We start from the raw sequence: 25,794 nt of genomic DNA on the forward strand, positions 1-25,794 counted from the left end.
GGCGCGCTGTGTTGACGGTTCACTCGCTGACGCTCGCTCACGACAATGACCCTATCCGCAATCCGAGCCCTATGGTCGTTGCGCTGGCTCCGCTTCTACTGCGGCGCGTCATACCTGGAAGCCGAGCCTCCGAGCGGCTCGCGCCTTCTGCCTACTCGCCCGCAGTCGGCGCAACCGTTTCACCAGCATGGGATCTGCGGCCAATGCCTCCGGCCGATCCACCACGGCATTGAGAACCTGGTAGTACCTGGTCGGCGACATGCCGAACAGTTCACGAATGGCCTCTTCTTTAGCCCCGGCGTACTTCCACCATTGCCGTTCGAAGGCCAAGATGTCGTGTTCGCGACGGCTGAGACCGTCACCGTCACCTTCGACCTGCGGGGCTGCCGTGACATCTTCGCTCGCAGAAGGGCCGTCCTGGGTCACGGAAAGACTCCGAGCCGCTGCGCCGTCCATCTTGCTCCCTCGCCGAGTAACCACCAGACGAAAATGATGCTTGTAGGTCGCGGATCATTCAACCATGGGCCGCGGCATTGCCCCAGCACCGTCGCGGCGTGTTCGCTACCGGTCGGTAGCGCGTCGTGACCACCCGCGATCGCGGCGGCTGCGACCCGTGCGAGCCCATCGGCAATAATTGCCCCTATGGCAATCCTCCCCATCGTGATCGTCGGTGACCCCGTTCTGCACAATCCGACCGAGCAGGTCACCAAGACGCCGGAGGAACTGGCCGGGCTGATCGCGGATATGTACGAGACACTCGATGCCGCCAACGGCGTCGGCCTGGCCGCGAACCAGGTCGGCGTGCCCCTGCGGCTGTTCGTCTACGACTGCCCCGATATCGATGCCAAGGGTTCGGCCGTGCGCCGCAAGGGCGCCGTGATCAATCCGGTGCTGGAGACTTCCGAGATTCCGGAGACCATGCCGGATCCCGATGACAATGACGAGGGCTGTCTGTCGGTGCCCGGTGAGCAGTTCCCCACCGGCCGGGCCGAATGGGCGCGCGTCACCGGAACCGATGAGCACGGCGAACCGGTCGAAATCGAGGGCAAGGGTTTCTTCGCCCGCATGCTGCAGCACGAGGTCGGACATCTCGACGGTTTCCTCTATGTGGATGTGCTGATCGGCCGCAACGCTCGCGCGGCCAAGAAGGCGATCAAGCGAAACGGTTGGGGCACACCGGGGCTCAGCTGGATTCCGGGTACCGTGCCCGACCCGTTCGGACACGATGACTGATCCTGCGGGTGATTCGCCACTGCCCGATATCCAGCTGGGTCGGCGTGTGGTGCTGCGGTATCGGTTGCCAGCGGGTTATCCACAATCGCTCACAGATGTGATCGGCGAACTGATTTCGCTGGATCCGCCGACCGTGCGGGCCGCGGACGGGCAAGTCATCGCGGTCGCGGTGGATCGTGTGGTCGCGATGAAGGCATTGGGGCCGAGGCCGATTCGCACCAAGGAGATCCGAGCGCTCGAAGCCGCGGCGGCGTACGGGTGGCCCGGCATCGAGCAGGGTTGGATCGACGGCTGGCTATTGCGAGCCGGAAGCGGCTACACCAACCGCGCCAATTCCGCTGTGCCGCTCGGCAGTTCGGATGGCCCGGCAGCCTTGGGCGCGGATACGCTGCAGCGGATCGGCGAGTGGTACACCGCACATGGACTGCCGGTGCAGATCGCGCTGCCGGACCGGCTCGCGACGTTGCCGCCGGGCTGGCGGAGTTGGCGCGAAACTCAGCTGTTGGCGATCGATATCGAGAATTTCGTCCTGCCCCAGGGCCCGCGGATGGTGCGCATTGTGCCCGCACCCGATGACGCCTGGTTGACGATGCATCGCTACAGTGGCGAAGACCCTGCGACACAGCCGATTTCGACGCAACCGGTGATCGAGGTGCTGACGGCTGTGCACGACGGCGAAGTGGGTTTCGCATCGCTCGGATTGCCGCAGCCGATCGCGATCGGTCGTGGTGCACTCACCACCGCACCGGACGGGCGTCGCTGGATCGGGTTGAGCTGCGTCGCGGTGGCCGCCGAACACCGCAGGCACGGACTGGGTTCGCTGATCTGCGCGGAACTGATCCGCTGGGGTTTCGACCGCGGCGCCACCCACGCCTATCTCCAAGTCGAGGCCGAGAACACCGGGGCCATCGCGATGTACCACGAGCTGGGCTTCCTCGACCACCACACCTACCGCTATGCCGCTCCGGACGGCTCTCGCTGAACCCACTCCTGCTGCGGTACAACAGACCTATAGCCCATTGCGAAGGAAGTCATCCGTGCGTCTCGCGACCTGGAACGTCAATTCGATCCGCTCCCGCCTCGACCGGGTCGCGGACTTCCTCGACCGCCAGGACATCGATGTGCTCGCGATGCAGGAAACCAAATGTCGCGACGACCAGTTCCCGTTCGAGCGCTTCGACGAACTCGGCTATGAGGTCGCCCATATCGGGCTGAACCAGTGGAACGGTGTCGCCATCGCCTCCCGCATCGGCCTCGACGATGTGGAAGCCGCGTTCCCGAACCAGCCCGGCTTCGACAAGGATGCGGCCGACTCGCTGATCAGCGCCCCGATCGTGGAATCGCGTGCACTCGGCGCGACCTGCGGCGGGGTCCGGGTCTGGAGCCTGTACGTCCCCAATGGCCGAACACTGCTCGATCCGCACTACACCTACAAACTGGAATGGCTTGCCGCCCTGCGCGCCAACGGCGCCCAATGGCTGGCCGAGCATCCGGAGGCGCAGATCGCCCTGGTCGGCGACTGGAATATCGCTCCGACCGACGACGATGTGTGGTCCGTCGAATTCTTCGCCAATAAAACCCACGTCTCCCAACCCGAACGCGACGCCTTCAACGCCATCGTCGAAACCGGCTTCGCCGACGTAATGCGCCCCTACGCCCCCGGCCCCGGCGTCTACACCTACTGGGACTACACCCAACTGCGCTTCCCCCGAAAAGAAGGCATGCGCATCGATTTCATCCTCGCCTCCCCCACCCTGGCGGCCCGCACCAAGGACGCGATGGTCGACCGCGAGGAACGAAAAGGCAAAAGCCCCAGCGACCACGCCCCGGTAATCGCCGAATTCACCGACTGATCGCTGATACCGATCTCATTCATAGTGGAAGCGGCAGGCGACAATCTTGGCCGTATCATCCTCGATCACATACACAATGCGGTGCTTGGATGTAATGCGACGCGACCAGAACCCAGCGAGGTTCTGCCGCAGTGGTTCCGGCTTGCCTATCCCGTCGTAGCCGTTGCGGGTGATGTCCTCGCTGAGTCTGTTGATTCGCCTCAGGGTTGCCTTGTCGTTGGCTTGCCACCAGAGATAGTCGGCCCAGGCATCCGGCGTGAACAAGACCTTCACTCCACGCCCTCGTCGTCTGTTTCGACGAGTTCATGGTGTTCGGTCTCGCCGGCCCGTAACTGCTCGATCGATCGCTCCAGATGGCGAGCATTGGCTGGTGATCCGAGCAGGTATGCGGTTTCCTTCAGCGACTGGTACTCACGCAGCGAAATCACGACTGCAGACTCTCGTCCCGCGCGGGTGATGACGACCTCTTCCAGGTCTTCGGTAGCCGAATCCAGGACAGAAGCCAGATTGGCGCGAGCTTCGGTGATGGAGATGGGTCGCATGACGGTCCTCTCGAACGTTCGTATGTATCTATGTACGCCATCACGTACATAGAGTGCACCGTAGACAGGCCGCACCGTTCCCTCGGGGGGGCGCGGAAGAGACGTGGTACCAGGGCAAACCTGGTGGGTAACGCTGATATCTTGGTGCGCATGGCTAGCGAGACGGCGGTGCGGCCACGGCAGCGGGCCCAGCATCTGGGTCCGGAGCGTCGCCGCCCCCAGGTGCTCGATACCGCACTGGCGATTGCCGTCGAGCACGGCGTCGCGGCGGTCACCATGGCCGCGATCGCCGAGCGGATGAATGTGACCAGGCCGGTGGTCTACGCCTGTTTCCCGGATCGCGTCGAACTGATCGAGGCGCTCATCCAGCGCGAGGAGAGCTTCCTGGTCGGCGGCGTGCTCGAAGTGCTGCCACCCCGCGCTGTCGACGCGGGCGAGACCGTTTTCGTCGATGGTTTCCGCGCACTGCTGGAGAAGGCGGCCGAGCGACCGGATGCCTGGCGGCTGCTGTACGGCAATCCCGATCCGGCCGTTGCGGATTCGTTCGGGCGCGGTCGCCGGCTCGCCATCGAGCGTTGCACCACGCTGCTGCGACCGACGCTGCGCGCCTGGGGTACCGAAGATGCCGAGCGTAAGTTGCCGGTGCTTGTCGAGTTGTGGGTGTCCGCAGGTGAGGGTGCGGTGCGCACACTGCTTGCCGATGAGGGCGGTTGGGATGCGCAGAGCCTCGGGGCCTTTGTCGGGGCGGCCGTGTACCGCGCATTACGTCACGCCTGACAATTGTTCAGGACTTCACCCTATCGCTAGGCGAAATGCCGCAGAAGTTGCCGATGGGCCGACAAAATGCCCACCATAGCGGCACCGGCGGCACTACGATGGAGGTGAATCCAGCGGTCCAGCCGGAGGTGCGGTCATGGCGTTCTATCGGCAGGTGGGAGCGGTGCCGCCGAAGCGGCACACCCAGCATCGCGACGATCAGGGACGGCTCTATTACGAAGAGCTGATGGGCGAGGAGGGCTTCTCCGGCGATTCCTCACTGCTGTATCACCGCGGTCTGCCGCCCGCCATTGTCGATTCGACGGTATGGGAGTTGCCGGACCAGACCCTCACCCCGAATCATCCACTGCGCCATCGACATCTGCGTCTGCACCAACTCTTCCCCGGCGACACCCCGGCCGGAACCGATCCCGTCACCGGCCGTCGGCTGTTGCTCGGCAATGCGGATGTGCGGATCTCCTATGTGGTGGCCAAGGGCGCGTCACCGCTGTACCGCAATGCCATCGGCGACGAACTGGTGTACATGGAATCCGGTGCGGCCGTGGTCGAAACGGTCTTCGGCACCATCCCGGCCCGGCAGGGCGACCAGGTTTTGATTCCGCGCGCGACCACCCACCGCTGGCTACCGAGCGGCCCGGAACCCCTGCGCGCGTATGTGATCGAAGCGTCCAGCCACATCACCCCGCCGAAGCGGTATCTCTCGAAATTCGGTCAGCTGCTGGAACATTCGCCGTACTGCGAGCGGGATCTGCACGGCCCGGGGGAACCGCTGATCGCCACCGGAACCGATATCGAAGTGCTGGTGAAGCATCGCCCGGGCGGTCAGGTGGTCGGCACGCGGATGACCTACGCGACGCATCCGTTCGATGTGGTCGGCTGGGACGGCTGCCTGTATCCGCTCACCTTCAATATCGCCGATTTCGAACCGCTCACCGGCCGAGTGCACCAGCCACCGCCCGCCCATCAGGCGTTCGAGGGGATCAATTTCGTGGTGTGCAATTTCGTACCACGCAAGGTGGACTACCACCCGCTCTCGATTCCGGTGCCGTACTACCACTCCAATGTCGACAGCGACGAGATCATGTTCTACTGCGGCGGAAACTACGAGGCGCGTCGGGGTTCCGGTATCGGACAGGGTTCGGTATCGGTACATCCCGGCGGTTATGCGCACGGCCCGCAGCCGGGCGCGCACGAGCGCAGCATCGGCATCGATTTCTTCGACGAACTCGCGGTCATGGTCGACACCTTCCGACCGCTCGAACTCGGTGAAGGCGCGCTGGCCTGTGAGGATCCCGGATATGCGTGGACCTGGTCCGGTCGCGGACCGCAATCCGAGCCGCACGGGCAACCGGATCAGCGCCCGCACGCGAACCAGCGTGGCCCCGCATGAAGACCCGCATCGAGGTCCCCGACAACACCCTGTTCGGTGCGGACAATCTCCCCTACGGCGTCTTCGCGCCGGAGGGCCAGGACTTCCGGGTCGGTGTGCGGATCGGCGATCTTGTCATCGATCTGGCTGCGACATTGCCGGATCCGACATTCGCCGAGCCGAGTCTCAATGCACACATGGCGGCGGGGCCACGTCGGTGGCGGGAGGTACGCGACCGGATCCGCGAGCTGGTCGATGATGAAATCCCCGCGGAGGCAGTGCATCCGCTGCACGACGTGCGCACCAAGCTACCGATGACGATCGGCGATTACGTCGATTTCTACGCCAGTATCGACCACGCGACGAACCTCGGCAGGATGTTCCGTCCCGACGCCGAACCGTTGCTGCCGAATTGGCGACATCTGCCGGTCGGATATCACGGACGTGCTGGCACGGTCGTCGTCTCCGGCACCGATATCGTGCGTCCGCACGGGCAACGCCGAACACCCTCCGGCACACCGGATTTCGGGCCATCGCAACGTCTCGATATCGAGGCCGAGCTCGGATTCGTGGTCGGAGTCGGCTCCGAACTCGGCGCACCCATCGATATCGACGAGTTCGCCGAGCACGTCTTCGGCGTCGCGCTGGTGAACGATTGGTCCGCGCGCGATATCCAGGCGTGGGAGTATCAGCCACTCGGACCGTTTCTCGGCAAGTCGTTCGCCACCTCGATCTCACCCTGGGTAACCCCGCTGGTCGCACTGGAAAACGCCCGCATACCGCTGCCGAAGCAAGAACCCGAACCACTGCCCTATCTGCGGAGCAGCCAGAAGTGGGGCCTCGATATCGACCTGGCCGTGCAATGGAACGGCCAAACCGTCTCGCATCCACCGTATTCCGCGATGTACTGGTCACCGGCCCAGATGCTGGCGCATCTCACCGCGAATGGCGCCGCCACTCGCACCGGTGATCTCTACGCCTCCGGCACCATCTCCGGACCGGAGCCGGACCAACGCGGTTCATTCATCGAATTGTCCTGGGGCGGAGCCGAACCGGTCACGGTGAACGGCCTGCGCCGAACCTTCCTGGAGGACGGCGACGAGGTGGTCATCACCGCATCGGCACCGGGCCCGCATAGGCGACGCATCGGCCTGGGCGAGGTCCGCGGACGCATCTGGCATGCCCGCTAGCGCCGCGTCGAACATTGGTTCGGAGTGGTTTCGGTCGGACGCAGGCGAATGGCGGCCGCATTCGAGACCGCCATATGACCGCGCTCGGCGAACAGCCGGACCGGGCGGGCTCAGCGTGCGGCGGCCGTTCGGACACCCGCATCGACGACGGCGATGAATCGCTGCAGATCCTCGGTGAGCGTATCGACCAGATCGGGAGCGCCGCCATCGTCGTGATGGTGCAGCCAGTCGGCGACGAGTTCGAATATGCCCCCAATGGTAGCCAGCGCCAGAGTAATTCGCCTGCGCTGCTCCTGCGGATCCGTCGACTCCACGCCCGACCACTGCTGATCGAGGAAGGCCGCCGCCCAACGCCGATTACTGCGCCGTTGCTTCTCGACCGCCGGTGAGATGCCGCCCGCCTCCCCGAATGTCACCTTGGCCAGCCGCGGATCGTCGGCAATGGCGTGCACGAAGGCCGCGATAATGGCCTGCGCGCGCTCCGGCCATGGCAGTTCGGCGGACGCGATTGCGGCCTCGATGGCACGCTGCTGAATCTGCTCGGTGATCTGAGTGAGCAGCGCGACGTAGCACGCTTCCTTGCTGTCGAAATGATCGTAGAAACCCTTGGTCCCGACGAACGCGCGCTGACAGATCTGTTCGATCGATGTACCCGAAAAGCTTTGCTCGGCAAATAGTTCGGTGGCCGCGTCGAGCAATTGGCTGCGGCGTTGCGCGCTGCGCTGCTCGGCATCGAGGCCGCGGATGCGCCGCCGCGCCGGAGTCGGATCGGGCCGCGCGGCGGATTTGCTGCGGGTCATACCTCGACCTTAGTCGGAGCAGTTTCAGAAAGGCTTCTTGTTGGTAATAGGAAGTCGTGTTGTAATCACTGTCACGTCGATGAGGAAGGGACATACGTGTCAGTGACCAATGGGGATCCGGCCCGAAAACGTCGGCGCGGACTGCGCGCAACCGTCGCGCTGGTATCGATGGCGATGGCAATGCTGGCAGGTGGCACAACCATTCCCGCCGCCGCTGTACCTGTGCCACAACAGGATTCGTTCTATCAACCGCCGGATGGCTTCGCCGCGCAGGAAGTCGGCACCATTCTGCGCTCGCGCGAAGTGCAGCTGGCTGCGCTGACCGTACTACCGCTGAGCGTGCGCTCGTGGCAGCTGCTCTATCGCAGCACCGATCTGTTTGGACAACCGACGGCCGCCGTCACTACCGTCATCCTGCCCGTGGGCGCGGATCCGAACCGCTCGCGTCCGCTGGTCTCGCTGCAGTTCTACTACGACAGCGCCAGCATCGACTGCTCGCCGTCATTCGTACTGCGGCAAGGCGCCGGGCTACCAGGTGTCGAAGGCATCCATTCACAGAGTGAGCTGATCGCGATCGCCGCGCTGATCAGTCAGGGTTGGGCCATTTCGGTGCCGGACTACGAGGGCCTCGATGGACATCTGGCGGTGGCCGAGGAGCCGGGATATATGACACTCGACGGCATTCGAACCGCCGAGCGATTCGAACCGCTCGGCCTGGACGGCGCGAATACCCCGGTGGCACTGTGGGGCTATTCCGGCGGAGGCATGGGTAGCGGGTGGGCCGCGCAGATGCAGCCGAGCTACGCACCGGAGCTGAACGTGAAAGGCGCCGCGCTCGGTGCGCCGGTTTCGGATGTCGAATCCCTGCTGCATGTCAACGGATCCATGTTCTCCAGCCTCATCGGCATCGGCGTCTCCTCGCTCTACAACGCCTACCCGAAGTTCCGTGAGGTGACCGATCAGTACCTGACGACCGAGGGCAAGGCGCTGATGAATCGGACCAACTCGCAGTGCCTGCCGCGCAATGCGCTGACCCAGATGTTCACCGATTACCAACGAATACTGACGATCCCGATCGCGCAGTACCTCGCACTACCGGAAATCCGCGAGGTCTTCGACGCGACCGTGCTTGGCCAGCACACCCCGACCGCACCGCTGTTCATCTATCAGGGAGTCCTGGACGAGGCCGTGCCGATCTGGACCACCGATCGCCTGAACCAGCAGTGGTGTGCCGACGGCGCATCGATCGTGTACAAACGCGACCACCTCAGCGAACACCTGACCCTTCCCTCGCTCGGCATGGCCGACACCTTCAACTGGTTGAAGTCGCGCCTGGCCACCGATGCACCGGATCAGATCGGTTGCCGCACAGAGAACGTGGTTTCCATGCTCGCCGACTTCAACGCCCTGCTCACCCAGATCGAGATCAATCTCAACGCCACCTTCGGCGCGCTCGGTTTCCCGATCGGACCGCGTGAACGCTGATCCACCACTGCCTCGGCATCAATTTGTGCGAATCCACTCCTGAGCGGCGGATTCTTCGTGTATCTTCCTGAATGAAGCCCCGGACCACCCCTTGGTCCGGGGCTATCGCCATTTTTACGACACGACCGGCAGGTACACCTGTGCGCCGTGGTCGGCGAATTCGGCGGACTTCTCCGCCATACCGGCTTGCAGCGCTTCGGTCTCGGTGAGCCCTTGGCGCGCGGCGTATTCCCGCACATCGGCGGAGATGCGCATGGAGCAGAACTTCGGTCCGCACATCGAGCAGAAGTGGGCGGTCTTGGCGGGTTCGGCGGGGAGGGTTTCGTCGTGGTACTCGCGGGCGGTGTCCGGATCGAGCGAGAGGGCGAACTGGTCGCGCCAGCGGAATTCGAACCGCGCCTTGGACAGTTCGTTATCGCGGTCCTGGGCGTGCGGATGGCCCTTGGCAAGGTCGGCGGCGTGCGCGGCGATCTTGTAGGTGATCACTCCGACCTTGACGTCGTCGCGGTTGGGCAGCCCCAGGTGCTCCTTGGGGGTGACATAGCAGAGCATCGCGGTGCCCGCCTGGGCGATGATGGCCGCACCGATGGCCGAGGTGATGTGGTCGTAGGCCGGTGCGATATCGGTGGCGAGCGGGCCGAGGGTATAGAACGGCGCCTCCTCGCACAGCTCCTCCTCCAGCCGCACGTTCTCCACGATCTTGTGCATCGGTACGTGACCCGGACCCTCGATCATGACCTGCACACCATGCGATTTCGCGATCTTGGTCAGCTCACCGAGAGTGCGCAGCTCGGCGAACTGGGCCTCGTCATTGGCATCGGCGATGGAGCCGGGCCGCAGGCCATCGCCGAGGGAGAAGGTCACGTCGTAGCGCGCCAGGATTTCGCAGAGTTCGGCGAAGTTGGTGTACAGGAACGACTCCTGGTGATGCGCCAGACACCATGCGGCCATGATGGATCCGCCACGCGAGACGATGCCGGTGACCCGCTTGGCGGTCAACGGCACATAGCGCAGCAGCACACCGGCGTGCACGGTCATATAGTCGACACCCTGCTCGCACTGCTCGATTACGGTGTCGCGGTAGATCTCCCAGGTGAGCGCGGTCGGATCGCCGTTCACCTTCTCCAGCGCCTGATAGATCGGCACGGTGCCGACCGGGACGGGCGAATTGCGCAGGATCCATTCGCGCGTCTCGTGAATGTTCTTGCCGGTGGACAGATCCATGATGGTGTCCGCACCCCAGCGGGTGGCCCACACCATCTTCTCCACCTCCTCCGCGATCGAGGAGGACACAGCCGAGTTGCCGATATTGGCATTGATCTTGACCAGGAACTTCTTGCCGATAATGGTCGGCTCCAGCTCCGGATGCTTGTGATTGGCCGGGATAACCGCGCGACCCGCGGCGACCTCGTCGCGTACCAGCTCCGGGGTCACGCCCTCGCGGGCCGCGATGAAGCGCATCTCGGGAGTGATGATGCCCTGGCGTGCCCAGGCCAGCTGGGTCGGCGGACCGTCGACCTCGGGCTTGGTCCAGCCGTCGCGCAACTTCGGTAGACCGGCCTCCAGATCAATGGTCGCCGTGTCGTCGGTGTACGGGCCCGAGGTGTCGTAGACGTCGAAGTGCTCGCCATTGGTCAGATTGATCCGACGCACCGGAATGCGCAGGTCATCGACCTGTTGGTAATGCTTGACACTGCCTTCGATCGGACCGGTGGTCACGGAGTCGACAGGTGTGGCCATGAATATCCTCCCTACGCCGGCATTACCCGGTCAGGTTCATACGGTCGACAGCCCTGAACGCCCGAATGGGCTAGCCGTCCTCTCAGCCCGCTGGTGCGAGCCCCCGTTGGTGTGTGAAATTTTCCTGCCCGACGATACCTTTCCACGTCCGCACCGCGCCGGGCGATCGGAGGAGGCGATCGATAACTCCGGATACCGCGAGGTCGGCTCCTGGCAGATCAGCTGAGCTTGCCCTCGTAGGCGTCGCGCATGCCTTGCAGGTCGATCTTCTGCATACCGAGCATCGCCTGCATGGCGCGGTTCGCTGCCGCGCGGTCGGTACCGGTCAGCAGAGCGTCGGCTTCGACGGGCCAGATCTGCCAGGGAATGCCATATTTATCGTTGAGCCAACCACATTCGATCGGCTGGCCGCCGTCGGCGAGCAGTGCCGTCCAGAGTCGGTCGACCTCGTCCTGACTGTCACAGTTGACCAGCAGCGACATGGCGTGGGTGTAGTGATAGTCGCCGCCGCCGTTGATGGCGGTGAACTTCTGTCCGTTGAGTTCGAAATCCACAAGCATGGTGAGCCCGGATTCGCGCGGACCCACCTCGGAGTAGGGCACGACGTTGGTGATCTTCGAATCCTCGAACAGCGAACAGTAGAACCCGGCGGCCTCCTCGGCCTGGGTGTCGTACCAGAGGTTGGTGACGATCTTCTGCATGGTGGTCCTCCCGATCGGTGTGCCTGTATTAGTGCCGACGGTGCTGGCGGACGGAATTCATCGCCCGTCAGTAGGACTGGAGCTCGATCAGGGTACCTGCCGGATCGCGCAGGTGGGCTGAGCGCAGGTTGGGACCCCAGTTCGGTCGATCGGCCGCGGCCGCGGCAAGGGTCGCGCCGTTGCGCAGGCACAGGTCGAGGCCCGCGTCGACGTCGGGCACTCGACAGACGAACATCACGACATCTTGCGCGGGTGCGGCGGTGACGGGCAGGTCGGTGGTGCCGACGACTTCGGACATCGCGCTGCGGTCGAAGAGCACGAGTACCGCTTGGTCGTCGACATCCCAGTTCGCGTAGGGACCCGACGAGGTGCCTTTGATCAGCTTGGCGCCGATGAGCTCAGGGAGGACGGCGTTGTAGAAGTCGAAGCATTCAGCGAAATGGGTGACGAGCAGTCTCGGGTGCAGGGCATCCACGCTGTCTCCTTATTAGTAGGTGCAGACCTATCATAGGTTCAGACCTATACTTTGTCGCATGGATTCCGCGCGCGCACTCCCGCCGAGCCTGCTCGGGCTCGAGACCTACCTGCTTTCCCGGGTGGGCAAGGTCGCACGTGGACGGTTCGCCGAACGCCTCGCGGCGCGCGGACTTCGGCTGTGGCATATGGCAGTCCTCGCCGCACTCGTCGATTTCGGGCCGCATGCGCAGCGCGATCTGGGTATTCGGCTCGATATTCATCCGAGCGATGTGGCGAAGATCGTCGACGAATTGGCCAGCGCCGGTCAGGTCGAGCGCACACGCGATCCGGAGGATCGTCGTCGAATGTCGGTGCGGATCACCAAGACCGGTCGGGCTTTGCTGCGAGCCCTCGACAAGGACGCGGGACGAATACGCGATGAGATTCTCGCTCCGCTCCGTCCGGAAGAACGAATTGTGCTGGGGGACATGTTGCTTCGACTGTTCGAGCACACACATCCGGATACTGTGTCGGAATGAATCGCGCCTGCCCGATCTCAGCGTGATCGGGCAGGCGCGGTGATCATTTCAGGCCGCGGCCCTGGTTTCGGACTTGTCGGTCACAGCCGGCTCAGGCACCTTGCCGCGCAACGGTACTTCTTCGATGAACCAGGCGATCAGGAAGCCGAGTGCGCAGATCGCGGCGGCAGCCAGGAAGATATGTCCGGTGCCGGCGGCGAAGGCCGCGAGGTAGCCGTGTCCCTCGGCCGGCACATGGCCCTGTAGCGCCCTGGTGAACAGGGATCCGAAAGCCGCGACCCCGATGGATCCGCCCAAGGTACGGAACAGCGTGACCGCACCGGATGCCGCACCGATATTCGCCATCGCCACACTGTTTTGTGCGACGGCCGTGGACAACTGCATCGAGAAGCCGAGTCCGGTACCCATCAGCGCCATGGCGAAACCAGTTGTCAGCCGACCGGTTTCGGCGTCGATGATGGCCAGCAGTAGCGCGCCCGCGGTGAGGAACAGCCCGCCGAGGATGAAGAAGATCTTGTACTTACCGGTCGCGGTCATCCGCTTCCCGACGATCTGCGAGACCACCAGCAGCGGCAGCATCATCGGCAGCAGAAGCAGTCCGGAGTTCGCGGCCGAGGCGCCCTGCACCGTCTGCTGGAACAGCGGCAGATACAGCACCGAGCCGAACATGATCACGCCGCCGACCAGTGCGGTCAGCGCCGCCAGGGTGAGATTGCGGGTGCGGAAGATCCAGAGCGGAATGACCGGATCGACGGCCCGACGTTCGATGACCAGGAATGCGACCAAGGCGGCGACCGCGAGCACGGCCAGGCCGATGATCCGCGCCGAGAGCCAGGCGTAGTCGACACCGCCCCAGGTCGCGATCAGCACCAATGCGGCGATCGCGGTCGTCAGCGCGAGAATGCCCGCGTAGTCGATGGTCACCTTCCTGCGCACGGCGGGCAGTTCGAGCCGCCACCACAGCCAAGCGAAGGCCACCAGGCCCAGCGGAATATTGATGTAGAAGGCCCAGCGCCAGTCGAGTCCGTCGGTGATCACGCCGCCGAGCAGCGGTCCGCCGATGGTGCCGACGGCCATCGCGGTTGCGGTCATGCCCTGGTATTTTCCGCGTTCGCGCGGCGGGACCAGCGCACCTATGACGGCGAATGCGGTGACGGCTATGCCGCCCGCGCCGAGGCCCTGCACTGCGCGGAATCCGATCAGCGCGGGCATCGACCAGGATGCGCCGGCCAGTACCGAGCCGAGCAGGAATACGCCGATCGCACTGAGGAATATGGATTTTCGGCTGTACAGATCGCCGAGTTTCGCCCACACCGGCGTCGAGATCGCCGACAGCAGGGTGTAGGCGGTCACCACCCAGGCGACCTGGGACAGTCCGCCCAATTCGCGCACGATCGTCGGCATCGCGGTGCCGACGATCGCGTTGTCCAACATTGCCAGCAGCATCGCCAATAGCACCCCGGCCAGTACCAATCGGATCTGTCGCGCGCTGTTCGTCTCGGTCATTTCCGCGGACATCGCCGCTCACCTCCTTCGAGTCTCGGCAGCTTCGACAGCGGCCGACCGAACCCAGAAAACCATAGTCGATATAAAAGTACAACTGCTCCGACTTTAGTGTCGATAGCCTAATCGGGTAGAGTTGCGGCATGACCGCGACGATCGGGCGCAGGGAGCGCAAGAAGGCACAGACGCGGCAGGCGTTGGCCGACGCCGCGATAAAGCTGTTCACCGAACGCGGCTACGACAATGTCGGCGTCCGCGAGGTCGCCGAGGCGGCGGATGTATCGCTGAGCACGCTGTTCAAGCATTTCCCCCGCAAGGAATCACTGGTCTTCGACTTGGACGCGGATATCGAGGCCGACCTGGTCGCAGCCGTCCGTGACCGGCCCGCTGGACAATCGGTCATCCACGGGCTGCGCGACTATCTGATGCGCACCCGCACCGCGCGCAACGACGATCCCGGAATCGTGGCCTTCCACCAGCTCGTAGACTCCACGCCCGCGCTGCGCGAGTACGCGCACCAGATGCTGTTGCGGCACGAATCCGCATTGGCGGCCGCGATCGCCGAGGCAACCGGCGTACCGGAGGGCGATCTCGCGGCCGCGGGACTCGCCCACTTCGCCCTGGAAACCGCCAAAGTCGCGAGCACCAGGCAAGATCCGGCGAGCGCGTTCCGCGAGTTGTTCGATCTGCTCGAAAACGGCTGGGGTCGGTAACTTCCAGCCCCCGAAATCTCCTGGGCACCAACCACACTCGGAAGCCCCGCCGGTACGGAGCCTTCCGGGGAGACCAGTACCGCTGCGGCGGCGATGATCGCCGAACCGTCACGAGTCCGCAGGTCGCGAGGATAAGGGCGACAACGGGATAGGTGGTCGGCTCGGGACTCACGTCGCGCTGGCGACCGCCACCCATATGCCCATGGCGAGGCCGCATTCTCTGGCGTCGATGAAGGCCTTGCGGATCAGCGAGAGCGTGGACGGATCACTACGGTGCCGCCGATGGGCGAGCAGCATCCCACCCGCAATCAACTGCGCGGAACTGCGCGAAGTCGCTGCCACCATTGAGAACACCGCTGCTCGCCGATGTCAGTCTTTCAGCCAACAGCTAGCAACCGCGCCGAAGGGGTCGGCGGCGTGCGGAATGCCGATACGGGTTGACTAAGTCATCTAGCGTCGCTAGATTCTCTAACAACGCTAAATCAGAGAACGGAACAGCTCATGATCACCACCCTCATCCAGGTCGTCGCCATCGTCTCGGTCCTCGCGAACGCCGTCGTCTACGGCACCGATGCCTGCTTCGCACTGATCACGCGGTCGGTGTACGACAAGCTGGACGACCGGACCGTGACCATGTCGGCGGGCTGGGGTCACTACTACGGTGACCGCCGCATGCCGATCGTCGGCATCAGCGGCGTGGTGACCGCGGTCGCGGCAACGGCCCTCGCGGCCATCGGCGGATACGCGGCGGCTGCGATCGCGGCGGGTATCGCCGTCTTGGCGCTGGTGACCTGGCTCGGAATCTACGTTCGGGTCGCGAAGCCGGTGAACACCCAACAGACCGCGGCCGCGCACAACGGTGTCATTCCGGCGAATGCCCGTGCGCTGCAAGACAAATGGAACAGTGTGATCAATGGCCGGGTGGCGCTGCAGTTCATCGCCGTCGCCGCACTCTGCGCCACGATCGCCCTCGCCTGACGCGCCGCATCGACAACCCTGTATCGGCCACACCACGCATGTGCCGCCGACACAGGGTTTTTCGTTTGCCCGATCAGTACGGTCTACCAAAGCAGCGAATCGACCCGCCGCTCCGAAATATGGGCGCCTATCGGATGATTTGTTCGATCAGCCGACGCGCGGCCCGATCGGTGCGCTCGACATCACCGGTGATCAGCCGATCCTGAATAATGCCGCGCAGACCCGAAACCAACAGCGTAGCAACAGCTTCTGGGTCGTCGATGGATTCGATCCGACGCAGCGTATCGGCCAACGTCGCGATGAACGTCGCGATCGCGGCATTCGCATAGTCGCCGTAGGGACTACCCGGCGCACAAGCGGCCCCCAGCACCTGCAGCAGCACCCGCACACTCGTCGTGGCCTCCCCGGCGATATTCACCGCACAGAATTCGCTGAGCCTTTCGCGCAGCGAAGCCGCATCGCAGACCCCCGCGAAGACCGCGGCGATATCCGGGCGCTGCGTGGTGAGCGCCTGCACCAGCAGTTCTTCCTTGGTGTTGAAGTAGTGGATCAGCATACGCGAACTGGTGCCGAGTTCCGCGGCGAGCGGGCGCAGCGATAGGTCACCGAGACCGTGGGCGGCGATGTATTCGACGACACCGGCCAGTAGGTCGGCGCGTTTCGCGTGGTCGAGTGGGCGAGCCATGAGTTGACTGTAGCGATTGGTACAGGTATTGATGACATCGTGACTGTAACAATCGCTTCAGAAACTCTCCCGGCCGTCGTGGTCACCGCGGTCGCCGCGACCACATCGATCGCCGATGACATCGACGCGACCTGGTCCGGACTGCTCGCCGGGCGCAGCGGTATCGGCATGCTCGCCGACGATTTCGTGGCCGAATACGATCTACCGGTCCGCATCGGCGGCAAGTTGAAGTCACGGCCGGGTGATCAGCTCACCCGCGTCGAGCAGCGCCGCCACTCCTATGTCGAGCAGATGGCGCTGGTACTCGGCCGCCAGGTCTGGCGCAATGCGGGCGCACCCGAAGTCGAGGGCGAGCGGCTCGCGGTTGTCATCGGCACCGGGCTTGGCGGCGGCGATGCGCTGATCAAGGCGGTCGATTCGATGCGCGACGGCGGCTACCGCAAGGTCTCGCCGATGTCGGTGCCGATGGTGATGCCGAATGGTCCGGCCGCGACGGTTGGACTCGAAATCGGGGCCAAGGCAGGAGTTTTCGCGCCCGTCTCCGCTTGTTCATCGGGTTCGGAGGCGATCGCGCACGCCTGGCGGTTGATCACTACCGGTGAGGCGGATGTGGTGGTAGCCGGTGGCGTCGAGGGGCATATCGATGCGGTGCCGATCGCGAGTTTCGCCATGATGCGGGCGATGAGTACGCGCAATGCCGAGCCGGAGCGGGCATCGCGGCCATTCGATCGGGATCGCGACGGGTTTGTTTTCGGTGAGGCGGGAGCACTGCTGGTACTGGAGTCCGAGCGGCATGCGCGGGCGCGCGGGGCGCAGATTCACGGCCGCGTGCTGGGCGCGGGGATCACTTCGGACGCCTATCACATCGTCGCGTCGGAGCCGGAGGGCATCGGTGCGGCGCGCGCGATGCGCAAGGCGATATGCACTGCCGGACTGGAGGTTTCGGATATTCAGCACGTCAACGCGCACGCCACCTCGACCTCCATCGGGGACGCGTCGGAAGCCAGTGCCATCACCGCGGTCACCCCGCAGGCATCGGTCTACGCACCCAAATCCGCACTTGGCCATTCGATCGGGGCGGTCGGTGCGCTCGAATCGATCCTCACCATGCTGACGCTGCGTGACCAAATCGTGCCGCCCACATTGAATCTCGATAATCGGGACCTGGAGATCGACCTCGATATCGTCGCGGGCGCGCCCCGCGAGCAGCGCATCGATTTCGCACTCAACAACTCGTTCGGTTTCGGCGGTCACAATGTCGCCCTCGCCTTCGGCCGGGCATAGCGGGCGGCCGATCGCCGCGCCGAGTAGCGTCGTAGCAGAATCGTTAACCGTACGAACAATCCAGCGGAACGGGACAACGACGTGGCCGATGCCTTCTACACCCCAGATCCGGCGAATCCGAATCGGTTCGTCTCGACCGAGCTGACCCGCGGTCCGTGGTCACCCGACGCACAGCATGCCGGACCACCATCGGCGCTACTCGGGCACGCGATCGAACGCTGTGAGCCGCGGGCCGGATTTCAGATCGGGCGGGTCGCGGTGGAAATCCTCGGCCCGGTTCCATTGGAGCCGCTGCTGGCGACGACACGGGTAGCCCGTCCCGGACGCAGTGTGGAGCTGATCGAGGCGACCCTGTCCACCGATCGCGGACCCGTCATGCGAGCGAATGCCTGGCGCTTCAAACTCGCCGAGCCGGAGCTCGAACTCCCCGAACAGTTCCTGCCGAGCGGTATCCGTCCCGGCCCGGATCAGGCGGTGCCGTCCCACTTTCCGTCGACCCAGTCCATCGGATTTCACACCGGTATCGACTACCGCTTCGTTTCCGGATCTTTCGAAGATCCCGGCCCGGCGATCTGCTGGATCCGTCTGAAATATCCAATAGTCGCAGGTACCACGCCGAGTCCGCTGGAACGCACCCTCGCCGCGGCGGATTCGGGCAATGGTGTCAGCCGGGTGCTGGATTGGAATCAATACCTGTTCATCAATACCGATCTCACAGTCACGCTGCACCGGCAGCCGGTCGGTGAATGGGTCTGCCTGGATGCCGCCACCTATCCCCAACCGCACGGCATCGGCCTGGCGGAGTCGTCGCTCTTCGATGAAAAGGGCCCGCTCGGCCGAAGCACCCAAACGCTGTTCCTGGGACCGCGCTAGCTCGGCTGCCACCCACGCGATCGAAAATTGCCGCACCGGCCGGACGCCTGGCGCTCGGACCGAGTTGCGCGGCATTTCGGATCAAAGCGGAAAACACGGTCCGAACGTCGCGGGTCGAGATCATCGGTCGGCCTGTTGCTGAGCAATCGCCGCATGTGAAACCATGAATGTGATTCGGTCGACCCGAAAACTCTGATGACTGGACACCCGGCAGCAGGCCGCGCACCGCGGACACCGGGCCCGGCGACCGATACCACTCGCGCAATGGTTCGCGGTCCGGGTCTTGCTGAATTTTGCGCCCTGCTCGGCCTGGTTCCGGTCGCGCCGCTGCTGGCCTGGAGCGACCGGGCGTTGCGGCCACAGACGGATGTGCGCGACGGCCCGTGCCTGGGCTACTTCGGCCGCCGCGGCATCCGGCGCATCCAGGACGGTGCGGTGTGCACGCCCACCGAGCCGCTTTCGCGCAGCGGCTCGGGCGCGGGAAGGAGTCGACGATGCTGATGCGCTTCCGACTGGCCCAGGACCAACTCGCCGCGGCCTTGTCCATCGCTGGGCTGACGCCGGGACCGCGGTCCGGACTGCCGCTGACAACCCCGCCGGAGGACCCGGTGGCGGCGCTGCGGGACACCGGGCTGCTCGAAGCGGACGGCCGACTCACCGGACCAGCGACGGGAGCACTGCGGATCGCCGCCGATCCCGCCCACACCACCGCCATCACCGCCAACCACGTCGGGCAGGACGACTGGACAGCGGCGCTGGTGCTGCGCGGGGACGAAGACGACACCTTCGTCATGCAGGCCGGGAGCGGCGACGACGGCTTCGATTTCACCGTTGTGCCAACGCTCGCCCAGGCCACCATGCTGATCGACCAACTCCTCGATCTCAGCTCATACGGCCCCGGATTCGCATCACCGCCGATCGACCTCGATCTCATCACATTCGCCGCACTGCTCGCCGCCGCCGATGCGGCACAGGAGGCCCGCCTGGCTGGAGTCCTGCGTCGAAACGTCGCGCCAGGACCGCTCGAGCTGCGGGCGCTCGAACTGGAGGAGCAACTCGCCAAGGGGCTGGCCGCCGGCGACACCCGCTGGGCCTTGTCCGCCGCCCAGCGCACCACACCGGTATCACTCGCGGCGGCGGCCGGTCGGATGCCGGAGGGACTGGCACGGCTGGCGTCGCTGGGTCTTGTTCGACTGGCGGCGCTCGGTAGCTACCGATTCACCGATGCCGGGACCGCGGTGGCGCGGTCGTTCGGCCAACTGTTGACGACCGGAAGAATCGCCGTAATGACAGGTGCGGCAAGGAAACAGGACGCACTCGCCGATTTCACGGTGTTCCGTTCCACGTTCTCGACCCGGTTCGCCTGCTGGCGCGAGCTGACGGCGCGCAACCCACGTGCCGAATTGTTCGAGACCACAACGGAAGTCGCGCTCCGTGTGGTGCGCGATGTGCTGGATCCCGCCGTGGTCAAGCCATTCACCGGTGGCATACCGGCATTAGACGCCTCTGCCGTACCCACGGAAGTCGTGCCGGTGGTCGAGCGCGGCGGCACACCGGCATTTCATCCGACCCATCAGGTACCCGACCACGGCATGCCCGCATGGGCCACTCCCGACTCGACCCGGCCGCCCGTCGCCCGCATCGATCCGCGCGTCGAACTACAGATCCTCGAGCGCTCCGGCGACTGGGCGCATATCGCCTGCAACAACGGCTGGACCGCATGGGTCGACGGCCGCGCCATCGAACCTCTCGCCGCCCCCTGGTATCCGACCCACCTGGTGCCCGACGGCGGATTGGACGCATGGGCCGCGCCTGATCCGAGCCTCGGCCCGCTCACCAGCATCGATCCGGGCGTCGAACTTCAGATCCTCGGCCGCGCCGGGGACTGGGCGCATATCGCCTGCAACAACGGCTGGACCGCATGGGTCGACGGCCGCGCGATCCAACCCCTCGCACGGCCCGACGCAGCCCGGACATCCACCGGCAACAAGCGCGACTGATGTTCCGGTCGCAACCATGGCATAGCTCTCGGGAACCAGAGCCGTCGAAATCTCTTGTCCGACCCAGCAATTGCCGCCGAGATCGGTGAAGAAGCAGAACCCGACATTGGCGAGCGGGCCGGACACAAGCCTGAGATTCGCACCGATCACTGCGCGGACCGCACGCGACCGCACTCATCGGCCTACTTGCGCGGTTTCCAGCGCCATGCGAATTCGCCCGACTCCGGCGGCGGACCCGGCAGTTCACCTTTTCCCGAGAGCCCCGCGATCAGCATGGCGAGCACTCGCCTCCGCAGTTCCGCGGTTCGCACTTGGTCCGGCATGGCGATTGCCGCGCAGGATTCCAGAACCAGACCGAGGTCGTTGGCATTGGCATCCGCGCGCAGCCGACCGGAGGCGTGTGCGCGCCGCACCAGTTCCTCGGTGACTTCACCCGAATGCGTGACGTCCGGCAACATCGAATCGTCCGGCGTGAACGTGCCTGCCAGATGCACGGTCAGTGAGTGCACATCCGCGTCGACCACCCGCTCCAGGAATCCGACCAGACCACGCCAGCCATCCGAATCCTCCAGCGCGGCATCGGCTTCGGCGTTGTAGCGACGCAGGCCCTCATGGCAGAGGGTACGCAGCAGCACCTCCTTGCTCGGATAGCGGCGATAGAGGGCGCTGATCCCTACTCCCGCGCGCTCGGCGACGGCGGCGATGGGGGCATTGGCATCGGCGAGGAAGACCGCGCGGGCGGCCTCGAGGATGAGCCCGTCATTGCGGGCGGCCTGCGCCTTGCGCCCGGGCAGACCCTTCTGAGCTCGGGCATCGGATGTCTTCGGCATGAGTTCAGATTAGCACTTGAAACGGAATGATCCGTTCTGATACTGTTCAAACAGAACGAATCATTCCGTTTCACAAGGAGTTGAAATGAACGCCATCACGCCCTTCACCATCGACGTTCCGCAAGCTCAGCTCGATGACTTGACCGACCGGCTGTCCCGAGCCCTCTACCCGAACGAGTTGCCCGGCGTCGGCGACGCGTACGGCGTTCCGAACGAGCGGGTGCGCAATCTTGCCGCGTACTGGCTGGAACACTTCGAGTGGCGCACTCTGGAGGCGAAGCTGAACTCCTACCCGCAGTTCACTACCGAGATCGATGGCGAAGATATCCACTTCCTGCACGTCAGGTCCTCCCGGCCGGATGCGCTGCCAGTGATCCTCACCCACGGCTGGCCGGGTTCGGTGCTCGAATACCTCGATGTCATAGCGCCACTGACCGAACCGGAATCGGCCGACGATCCCGCCTTCCACCTGGTCATCCCATCGCTGCCAGGATTCGGATTCTCCGGTCCGACCCGCAGCACCGGATGGGGCACAGTCCGCACCGCCGCGGCTTGGGCGGAGCTGATGAGCCGCTTGGGCTACGAGCGCTACGGCGCCATCGGCAACGACGGTGGCTCGATGGTGTCACCGGAGATCGGGCGGCTGGATTCCGATCACGTGGTCGGAGTCCATGTGACGCAGCTCTTTTCGTTCCCATCCGGCGATCCAGCGGAGTTCGACGGGCTGTCCGAGGACGATATGGCGGCGCTGCAGCACCTGCAGTGGTTCCACGAGAACAAGATGGCCTTCAATACCTTGCACAGCCAGCAGCCGCAGACGCTGGCGTTCGCGCTGGCCGATTCGCCGGTCGGGTTGCTCGGCTGGAACGCGCAGTTGTTCGGCGAGAGCCTCGACGAGGAATTCGTGATCGGCAATGTGGCCATCTACTGGCTCACCGGTACGGCCGGGTCGTCGCTGCGGTTCTACTACGAGAATGCGCACACCGCGCAGCAGCCGAGCGGGCCGACCACGGTGCCGACCGGCTTGGCGATGTTCAAGGGCGATTTCCAGTCGATCCGCCGGTTCGCCGAGCGCGATCACAGCAACATCGTCAGCTGGAATTCTTATGACGTCGGCTCCGCACAAGGCGGCCCGAACGATGCCGCCGGGCATTACGCAGCACATGAGGCACCGCAGGTGATCGTCGCTGATATCCGGCAATTCTTCGCCAAGCTCGGCTGACTGCACGCTGCGCGACGGCTGGCATCCCGCTTCCGGACGCCAGCCGCTACGCGGTTTCCGGCGTAGACCCTCTCGTATGGTCCCGAGACGCGCGGCCATGGTTCGTCTCGTTCTCCGTTGATGTACTGGATTCACCAACAGCTCAACAGCTTCCAACACCCGCAGTGCGAGTGTCCGGCCCGAAGGCGGCAGCCTGCGTAACCACGTAGGGCCCGGGCACACGGCGAATTCAACACAGGAGAACGTCATGCGTATCGCAGTATTCGGAGCCACCAGCACCGTCGGTCGGCTGGTCGTCGAGCAGGCGCTCAAACAGGGGCACGAGGTCACCGCATTCACTCGCGATGCCGCGAATGTGCGGCAGCGGCACGAGCGGCTGCACATTGTCGAGGGCGATGTGCTCGATACGAATTCAGTGGAGCGGGCGGTGGTTGGGCAGGATGCGGTGCTGATCTCGCTCGGTGCGGGCCGCAAGGGCGTCATCCGGGCCGAGGGCACCCGCGCGGTGCTCGAGGCGATGGACCGGACCGGTGTGAAACGCCTGATCTGCCAGACCACCCTTGGCGTCGGCGACAGCCGCGGCAACCTGAACTTCCTCTGGAAGTACGTCATGTTCGGAATGCTGCTGCGCCAGGCCTACGCCGACCACGTCGAGCAGGAAGAGTACGTCCGCGCCAGCAACCTCGACTGGACCATTGTCCGCCCGAGCGCCTTCACCGACGGCCCTCGCACCGACACCTACCGCCAGGGGTTTCCCGCCGACGCCAAGGGCCTGTCGCTCAAAATCGCCCGCGCCGACATCGCCGCCTTCATGCTCACCCAACTCACCGACCCCACCTACATTCACCAGGCTCCCGGCATCTCCAACTAGCGGTCGAGAATGCGGTGGTGGAGGGGCGCTCTCGACGGTTGCCTGCATAGCTGCCCGGTGATCGATTGTGCAGGTCAGTGCTGGTGCAGAGCGCCCCAGGTGGGGAACGGGTCGGGGTAGGCAGTCCAGGCGGTGGGGCCCGCGCTGAGTTCGTCGTCGGTGAGCAGGGCGGCATCGAGGAGGGCGCGGATGTGGGCGGTGTCCAATTTGATGCCGATGAAGACGATTTCTTGGCCCGCGGGGACTTCGAGGGCGGACCACCAGGCGGCGGGTTCGAAGGTGAGGTTCGGACCGGCTTGGGACCAGATTGCGGCGAGGTCGGGGCGAGTCGCGAGCCAACAGAAACCCTTGCTGCGCAACATGCCTCGCAGTTGGGTGAGGGCCTCGGCGAGACGGTGGGGATGGAAGGGGCGCTCGGCGGTGTAGGTGAGGCTGCGGATGCCGTATTCCTCGGTTTCCGGGGTGTGGCCGCCCGCGAGTTCCTCGGCCCAGCCATCGGATTCGGCGGCGACGACGGGGTTGTAGCGGCCGGTCGCGAGGACCTCCGCGAGATCTACCGCTCCCTTCTCGGTGCGCAGCACATGCGCGCGCGGATTGAGCCGTCGCACAGTGGCTTCCACGGTTCCGGCGGCATTGGCGCTGACCAGATCGGTCTTATTGATCAGCAGGACATCGGCGAATTCGACCTGATCGACGAGCAAGTCGGCGATGGTGCGCGTATCGCCTTCGCCCGCTTCGAGATTCCGCTCCGCGAGGGCCTGCCCGCGAGCGATTTCGGCGAGGAAGGTGGAGGCGTCCACCACGGTGACCATGGTGTCGAGGCGAGCGATACCGCCGAGTTTGAAGCCGTCCTCGAATTCCCAGTCGAAGGTCGCGGCGACCGGCATCGGCTCGGAGATGCCGGTGGATTCGATGACCAACTGATCGAAGCGGCCTTCGCGGGCGAGCTTGCCGACCGCCTCGATCAGATCCTCGCGCAGCGTGCAGCAGATGCAGCCATTGGTCAGTTCGACCAGCTTCTCCTCGGTGCGGTCGAGGTGGCCCTGCCCGGCGACGAGCGCGGCATCGATATTGACCTCGCTCATGTCGTTGACGATAACCGCGACACGGCGACCGTCTCGATTGGCCAGGATGTGGTTGAGCAGGGTCGTCTTGCCGGCGCCGAGGAAGCCGGAGAGCACGGTAACGGGCAGCAGGTCAGGGGTCGATGAGGTGGTCACGCGTTAATGATAATGGTTTTCATTTATTTCGGTTGGGTCAACGCTGAGTAGGGTCTGGGTTGTGAAATTCCTGCCGCTTGTGCCCGACGGGCAGACCCCGGTTCGTGTCCTCACTATCGCCGGGACCGACTCCGGCGGCGGCGCTGGTATTCAGGCCGATTCGCGAACCATGGCCTTGTGTGGGGTGCACGCATGCGTGGCGGTGGCGGCGGTGACGGTGCAGAACTCGGTCGGAGTGAGTGGGTTCCACGAGATTCCGCCGCAGGTGGTGGCCGATCAGGTGCGTGCGGTGGTCGGAGATATCGGGGTCGGCGCGGCAAAGACCGGGATGCTGGCTTCGACCGCGATCATCGAGTCGGTGGCACAGGTGTGTCAGGAAGTCGGGATCGGGCGGGATCGGACGCCATTGGTGGTCGATCCGGTCGCGGCATCCATGCACGGCGATCCGTTGCTGCACGCGGAGGCGCTGGACGCGGTGCGGCACACGCTGATTCCGCTCGCCACGGTGGTGACGCCGAATCTCGACGAGGTGCGGTTGATCACCGGAATCGAGGTCATCGATGATGCCTCGGCGCGGCGAGCGGCGCAGGCGCTGCACAAGCTCGGCGCGCAGTGGGCGATCGTCAAGGGCGGGCACCTGCGCTCCTCGGCAGTGAGCACGGATCTGCTCTTCGACGGCGATCGCTTCCTGGAATTCACCGCACCGCGAATCACCACCGGCAACGACCACGGCGGCGGCGACACACTGGCCGCGGCCATCGCATGCGCCCTCGCCAACGGTTACTCGGTACCCGACGCCGTCGAATTCGCCAAGGAATGGACCTACCGCTGCCTAGCCGCCTCCTACGATCTCGGCGCAGGCCACGGCCCCGTCTCCCCGCTCTGGCGCCTGTCCCACTCCTGACCGATTGGCTGGGATGTACCTCCATC

At 64.7% G+C, this 25,794-nt stretch carries 29 protein-coding genes and 1 riboswitch; of the genes, 17 read left to right on the forward strand and 12 right to left on the reverse strand.

What is annotated here, in order from left to right; translation table 11 throughout:
- Positions 1 to 108 precede the first annotated feature (108 nt).
- On the reverse strand, positions 109 to 456 hold the full coding sequence (locus ACIBG0_RS18125) for a DUF3263 domain-containing protein (protein ID WP_397033762.1): 348 nt from the start codon (positions 454 to 456) through the stop codon (positions 109 to 111).
- Between the two features lie 186 nt (positions 457 to 642).
- Between ACIBG0_RS18125 and ACIBG0_RS18130 the strand changes: the two genes are divergently transcribed.
- Genes ACIBG0_RS18130 through ACIBG0_RS18140 form a run of 3 tightly spaced genes read left to right on the forward strand, consistent with a single transcriptional unit; the run spans position 643 to position 3,086 of the window.
- Positions 643 to 1,233, forward strand: a complete 591-nt coding sequence (locus ACIBG0_RS18130) for a peptide deformylase (RefSeq protein ID WP_397033764.1) — start codon at positions 643 to 645, stop codon at positions 1,231 to 1,233.
- Complete coding sequence (locus ACIBG0_RS18135) at positions 1,226 to 2,215, forward strand: GNAT family N-acetyltransferase (RefSeq protein WP_397033766.1); 990 nt, start codon at positions 1,226 to 1,228, stop codon at positions 2,213 to 2,215. The genes ACIBG0_RS18130 and ACIBG0_RS18135 overlap by 8 nt, the downstream gene beginning before the upstream one ends.
- 55 nt (positions 2,216 to 2,270) lie before the next feature.
- Positions 2,271 to 3,086: an exodeoxyribonuclease III gene (locus ACIBG0_RS18140; RefSeq protein WP_397033767.1), complete on the forward strand. Its 816-nt coding sequence runs from the start codon at positions 2,271 to 2,273 to the stop codon at positions 3,084 to 3,086.
- 15 nt (positions 3,087 to 3,101) lie between these two features.
- Here ACIBG0_RS18140 and ACIBG0_RS18145 read toward each other — a convergent pair whose 3' ends face one another.
- Complete coding sequence (locus tag ACIBG0_RS18145) at positions 3,102 to 3,359, reverse strand: Txe/YoeB family addiction module toxin (RefSeq protein ID WP_397033769.1); 258 nt, start codon at positions 3,357 to 3,359, stop codon at positions 3,102 to 3,104.
- Positions 3,356 to 3,628: a type II toxin-antitoxin system prevent-host-death family antitoxin gene (locus ACIBG0_RS18150; RefSeq protein WP_364353731.1), complete on the reverse strand. Its 273-nt coding sequence runs from the start codon at positions 3,626 to 3,628 to the stop codon at positions 3,356 to 3,358. Before ACIBG0_RS18150 ends, ACIBG0_RS18145 begins: the two co-directional genes overlap by 4 nt.
- A 150-nt stretch (positions 3,629 to 3,778) precedes the next feature.
- On the opposite strand from ACIBG0_RS18150, the gene ACIBG0_RS18155 reads away from it, so the two are divergent.
- From ACIBG0_RS18155 to fahA, 3 genes are all read left to right on the forward strand, one after another.
- On the forward strand, positions 3,779 to 4,405 hold the full coding sequence (locus ACIBG0_RS18155) for a TetR/AcrR family transcriptional regulator (RefSeq protein ID WP_397033771.1): 627 nt from the start codon (positions 3,779 to 3,781) through the stop codon (positions 4,403 to 4,405).
- Between the two features lie 136 nt (positions 4,406 to 4,541).
- On the forward strand, positions 4,542 to 5,795 hold the full coding sequence (locus ACIBG0_RS18160; RefSeq protein WP_397033772.1) for a homogentisate 1,2-dioxygenase: 1,254 nt from the start codon (positions 4,542 to 4,544) through the stop codon (positions 5,793 to 5,795).
- On the forward strand, positions 5,792 to 6,964 hold the full coding sequence (gene fahA, locus ACIBG0_RS18165; protein ID WP_397033774.1) for a fumarylacetoacetase: 1,173 nt from the start codon (positions 5,792 to 5,794) through the stop codon (positions 6,962 to 6,964). Before ACIBG0_RS18160 ends, fahA begins: the two co-directional genes overlap by 4 nt.
- 110 nt (positions 6,965 to 7,074) lie before the next feature.
- On the opposite strand, the gene ACIBG0_RS18170 is transcribed toward fahA, so the two are convergent.
- Positions 7,075 to 7,764, reverse strand: a complete 690-nt coding sequence (locus ACIBG0_RS18170) for a TetR/AcrR family transcriptional regulator (RefSeq protein WP_397033776.1) — start codon at positions 7,762 to 7,764, stop codon at positions 7,075 to 7,077.
- 96 nt (positions 7,765 to 7,860) lie between these two features.
- Between ACIBG0_RS18170 and ACIBG0_RS18175 the strand changes: the two genes are divergently transcribed.
- A complete protein-coding gene (locus tag ACIBG0_RS18175; RefSeq protein ID WP_397033777.1) occupies positions 7,861 to 9,249 on the forward strand; it encodes a lipase family protein in 1,389 nt (462 codons plus the stop codon).
- A 114-nt stretch (positions 9,250 to 9,363) separates the two neighbouring features.
- Here the strand turns inward: ACIBG0_RS18175 and thiC are convergent, their stop codons facing one another.
- The 3 genes from thiC to ACIBG0_RS18190 all read right to left on the reverse strand — a co-directional run bounded on the left by thiC (position 9,364) and on the right by ACIBG0_RS18190 (position 12,165).
- Positions 9,364 to 10,989, reverse strand: a complete 1,626-nt coding sequence (gene thiC / locus ACIBG0_RS18180; RefSeq protein ID WP_397033779.1) for a phosphomethylpyrimidine synthase ThiC — start codon at positions 10,987 to 10,989, stop codon at positions 9,364 to 9,366.
- Positions 10,981 to 11,106, reverse strand: a riboswitch (TPP riboswitch). It overlaps the preceding gene by 9 nt.
- Positions 11,107 to 11,207: 101 nt before the next feature.
- Positions 11,208 to 11,690 (reverse strand): VOC family protein, encoded by a 483-nt coding sequence (locus ACIBG0_RS18185; protein ID WP_397033781.1) that lies wholly within the window; start codon positions 11,688 to 11,690, stop codon positions 11,208 to 11,210.
- A 67-nt stretch (positions 11,691 to 11,757) separates the two neighbouring features.
- Positions 11,758 to 12,165 (reverse strand): VOC family protein, encoded by a 408-nt coding sequence (locus tag ACIBG0_RS18190; RefSeq protein ID WP_397033782.1) that lies wholly within the window; start codon positions 12,163 to 12,165, stop codon positions 11,758 to 11,760.
- A gap of 58 nt (positions 12,166 to 12,223) precedes the next feature.
- On the opposite strand from ACIBG0_RS18190, the gene ACIBG0_RS18195 reads away from it, so the two are divergent.
- Entirely contained in the window at positions 12,224 to 12,685 is a 462-nt protein-coding gene (locus ACIBG0_RS18195; RefSeq protein WP_397033784.1) for a MarR family winged helix-turn-helix transcriptional regulator, read from the forward strand.
- A gap of 48 nt (positions 12,686 to 12,733) precedes the next feature.
- Here the strand turns inward: ACIBG0_RS18195 and ACIBG0_RS18200 are convergent, their stop codons facing one another.
- On the reverse strand, positions 12,734 to 14,203 hold the full coding sequence (locus ACIBG0_RS18200) for an MDR family MFS transporter (RefSeq protein ID WP_397033786.1): 1,470 nt from the start codon (positions 14,201 to 14,203) through the stop codon (positions 12,734 to 12,736).
- 128 nt (positions 14,204 to 14,331) lie between these two features.
- On the opposite strand from ACIBG0_RS18200, the gene ACIBG0_RS18205 reads away from it, so the two are divergent.
- Positions 14,332 to 14,901 (forward strand): TetR/AcrR family transcriptional regulator, encoded by a 570-nt coding sequence (locus ACIBG0_RS18205; RefSeq protein ID WP_397033788.1) that lies wholly within the window; start codon positions 14,332 to 14,334, stop codon positions 14,899 to 14,901.
- Positions 14,902 to 15,069: 168 nt separating this feature from the next.
- On the opposite strand, the gene ACIBG0_RS18210 is transcribed toward ACIBG0_RS18205, so the two are convergent.
- Entirely contained in the window at positions 15,070 to 15,246 is a 177-nt protein-coding gene (locus ACIBG0_RS18210) for a hypothetical protein (RefSeq protein ID WP_397033790.1), read from the reverse strand.
- 156 nt (positions 15,247 to 15,402) lie between these two features.
- Here ACIBG0_RS18210 and ACIBG0_RS18215 point away from each other — a divergent pair, with 156 nt between their 5' ends.
- Positions 15,403 to 15,879 carry a DUF1772 domain-containing protein gene (locus ACIBG0_RS18215; protein WP_397033792.1) on the forward strand — a complete coding sequence of 159 codons (477 nt, stop codon included), beginning with the start codon at positions 15,403 to 15,405 and terminating at the stop codon, positions 15,877 to 15,879.
- A gap of 127 nt (positions 15,880 to 16,006) precedes the next feature.
- On the opposite strand, the gene ACIBG0_RS18220 is transcribed toward ACIBG0_RS18215, so the two are convergent.
- Positions 16,007 to 16,564 carry a TetR/AcrR family transcriptional regulator gene (locus tag ACIBG0_RS18220; protein ID WP_397033793.1) on the reverse strand — a complete coding sequence of 186 codons (558 nt, stop codon included), beginning with the start codon at positions 16,562 to 16,564 and terminating at the stop codon, positions 16,007 to 16,009.
- 39 nt (positions 16,565 to 16,603) lie between these two features.
- Here ACIBG0_RS18220 and ACIBG0_RS18225 point away from each other — a divergent pair, with 39 nt between their 5' ends.
- From ACIBG0_RS18225 to ACIBG0_RS18240, 4 genes are all read left to right on the forward strand, one after another.
- A complete protein-coding gene (locus tag ACIBG0_RS18225; RefSeq protein WP_397033794.1) occupies positions 16,604 to 17,848 on the forward strand; it encodes a KasA/KasB family beta-ketoacyl-ACP synthase in 1,245 nt (414 codons plus the stop codon).
- 81 nt (positions 17,849 to 17,929) lie between these two features.
- Positions 17,930 to 18,721: a thioesterase family protein gene (locus ACIBG0_RS18230; protein ID WP_397033795.1), complete on the forward strand. Its 792-nt coding sequence runs from the start codon at positions 17,930 to 17,932 to the stop codon at positions 18,719 to 18,721.
- Between the two features lie 264 nt (positions 18,722 to 18,985).
- Positions 18,986 to 19,222, forward strand: a complete 237-nt coding sequence (locus ACIBG0_RS18235) for a hypothetical protein (RefSeq protein WP_397033797.1) — start codon at positions 18,986 to 18,988, stop codon at positions 19,220 to 19,222.
- Positions 19,216 to 20,721, forward strand: a complete 1,506-nt coding sequence (locus ACIBG0_RS18240; protein WP_397033799.1) for an SH3 domain-containing protein — start codon at positions 19,216 to 19,218, stop codon at positions 20,719 to 20,721. Before ACIBG0_RS18235 ends, ACIBG0_RS18240 begins: the two co-directional genes overlap by 7 nt.
- A 182-nt stretch (positions 20,722 to 20,903) precedes the next feature.
- On the opposite strand, the gene ACIBG0_RS18245 is transcribed toward ACIBG0_RS18240, so the two are convergent.
- The gene (locus ACIBG0_RS18245) at positions 20,904 to 21,551 is read right to left on the reverse strand and encodes a TetR/AcrR family transcriptional regulator (RefSeq protein ID WP_397033800.1); all 648 of its coding nucleotides are present in this window, start codon (positions 21,549 to 21,551) and stop codon (positions 20,904 to 20,906) included.
- Positions 21,552 to 21,636: 85 nt separating this feature from the next.
- Here ACIBG0_RS18245 and ACIBG0_RS18250 point away from each other — a divergent pair, with 85 nt between their 5' ends.
- Together ACIBG0_RS18250 and ACIBG0_RS18255 are read left to right on the forward strand one after the other, a co-directional pair.
- Positions 21,637 to 22,773: an epoxide hydrolase family protein gene (locus tag ACIBG0_RS18250; protein WP_397033802.1), complete on the forward strand. Its 1,137-nt coding sequence runs from the start codon at positions 21,637 to 21,639 to the stop codon at positions 22,771 to 22,773.
- 247 nt (positions 22,774 to 23,020) lie between these two features.
- Positions 23,021 to 23,644, forward strand: coding sequence for an NAD(P)-dependent oxidoreductase (locus ACIBG0_RS18255; protein ID WP_397033803.1), 624 nt, complete (start codon positions 23,021 to 23,023; stop codon positions 23,642 to 23,644).
- Between the two features lie 74 nt (positions 23,645 to 23,718).
- Here the strand turns inward: ACIBG0_RS18255 and ACIBG0_RS18260 are convergent, their stop codons facing one another.
- Positions 23,719 to 24,864, reverse strand: coding sequence for a GTP-binding protein (locus tag ACIBG0_RS18260; protein ID WP_397033805.1), 1,146 nt, complete (start codon positions 24,862 to 24,864; stop codon positions 23,719 to 23,721).
- Between the two features lie 61 nt (positions 24,865 to 24,925).
- Here ACIBG0_RS18260 and thiD point away from each other — a divergent pair, with 61 nt between their 5' ends.
- Positions 24,926 to 25,768 (forward strand): bifunctional hydroxymethylpyrimidine kinase/phosphomethylpyrimidine kinase, encoded by an 843-nt coding sequence (thiD, locus tag ACIBG0_RS18265; protein WP_397033807.1) that lies wholly within the window; start codon positions 24,926 to 24,928, stop codon positions 25,766 to 25,768.
- Positions 25,769 to 25,794 lie beyond the last annotated feature (26 nt).

Source organism: Nocardia sp. NPDC050630 (assembly GCF_044457245.1).
In the GTDB taxonomy this organism is placed as follows: domain Bacteria; phylum Actinomycetota; class Actinomycetes; order Mycobacteriales; family Mycobacteriaceae; genus Nocardia.

What these genes read in the sequence shown, in the direction of transcription:
- ACIBG0_RS18240 (WP_397033799.1), top strand. Translation starts at nt 19,216, where the DNA reads ATGCTGATGCGCTTCCGACTGGCCCAGGACCAACTCGCCGCGGCCTTG.
- ACIBG0_RS18170 (WP_397033776.1), bottom strand. Translation starts at nt 7,764, where the DNA reads ATGACCCGCAGCAAATCCGCCGCGCGGCCCGATCCGACTCCGGCGCGG.
- ACIBG0_RS18220 (WP_397033793.1), bottom strand. Translation starts at nt 16,564, where the DNA reads ATGGCTCGCCCACTCGACCACGCGAAACGCGCCGACCTACTGGCCGGT.
- ACIBG0_RS18130 (WP_397033764.1), top strand. Translation starts at nt 643, where the DNA reads ATGGCAATCCTCCCCATCGTGATCGTCGGTGACCCCGTTCTGCACAAT.
- ACIBG0_RS18255 (WP_397033803.1), top strand. Translation starts at nt 23,021, where the DNA reads ATGCGTATCGCAGTATTCGGAGCCACCAGCACCGTCGGTCGGCTGGTC.
- ACIBG0_RS18185 (WP_397033781.1), bottom strand. Translation starts at nt 11,690, where the DNA reads ATGCAGAAGATCGTCACCAACCTCTGGTACGACACCCAGGCCGAGGAG.
- fahA (WP_397033774.1), top strand. Translation starts at nt 5,792, where the DNA reads ATGAAGACCCGCATCGAGGTCCCCGACAACACCCTGTTCGGTGCGGAC.
- ACIBG0_RS18235 (WP_397033797.1), top strand. Translation starts at nt 18,986, where the DNA reads ATGGTTCGCGGTCCGGGTCTTGCTGAATTTTGCGCCCTGCTCGGCCTG.
- ACIBG0_RS18250 (WP_397033802.1), top strand. Translation starts at nt 21,637, where the DNA reads ATGAACGCCATCACGCCCTTCACCATCGACGTTCCGCAAGCTCAGCTC.
- ACIBG0_RS18195 (WP_397033784.1), top strand. Translation starts at nt 12,224, where the DNA reads ATGGATTCCGCGCGCGCACTCCCGCCGAGCCTGCTCGGGCTCGAGACC.
- ACIBG0_RS18200 (WP_397033786.1), bottom strand. Translation starts at nt 14,203, where the DNA reads ATGTCCGCGGAAATGACCGAGACGAACAGCGCGCGACAGATCCGATTG.
- ACIBG0_RS18150 (WP_364353731.1), bottom strand. Translation starts at nt 3,628, where the DNA reads ATGCGACCCATCTCCATCACCGAAGCTCGCGCCAATCTGGCTTCTGTC.
- ACIBG0_RS18245 (WP_397033800.1), bottom strand. Translation starts at nt 21,551, where the DNA reads ATGCCGAAGACATCCGATGCCCGAGCTCAGAAGGGTCTGCCCGGGCGC.
- ACIBG0_RS18205 (WP_397033788.1), top strand. Translation starts at nt 14,332, where the DNA reads ATGACCGCGACGATCGGGCGCAGGGAGCGCAAGAAGGCACAGACGCGG.
- ACIBG0_RS18215 (WP_397033792.1), top strand. Translation starts at nt 15,403, where the DNA reads ATGATCACCACCCTCATCCAGGTCGTCGCCATCGTCTCGGTCCTCGCG.
- ACIBG0_RS18160 (WP_397033772.1), top strand. Translation starts at nt 4,542, where the DNA reads ATGGCGTTCTATCGGCAGGTGGGAGCGGTGCCGCCGAAGCGGCACACC.
- thiC (WP_397033779.1), bottom strand. Translation starts at nt 10,989, where the DNA reads ATGGCCACACCTGTCGACTCCGTGACCACCGGTCCGATCGAAGGCAGT.
- ACIBG0_RS18125 (WP_397033762.1), bottom strand. Translation starts at nt 456, where the DNA reads ATGGACGGCGCAGCGGCTCGGAGTCTTTCCGTGACCCAGGACGGCCCT.
- ACIBG0_RS18155 (WP_397033771.1), top strand. Translation starts at nt 3,779, where the DNA reads ATGGCTAGCGAGACGGCGGTGCGGCCACGGCAGCGGGCCCAGCATCTG.
- ACIBG0_RS18210 (WP_397033790.1), bottom strand. Translation starts at nt 15,246, where the DNA reads ATGGTGGCAGCGACTTCGCGCAGTTCCGCGCAGTTGATTGCGGGTGGG.
- ACIBG0_RS18135 (WP_397033766.1), top strand. Translation starts at nt 1,226, where the DNA reads ATGACTGATCCTGCGGGTGATTCGCCACTGCCCGATATCCAGCTGGGT.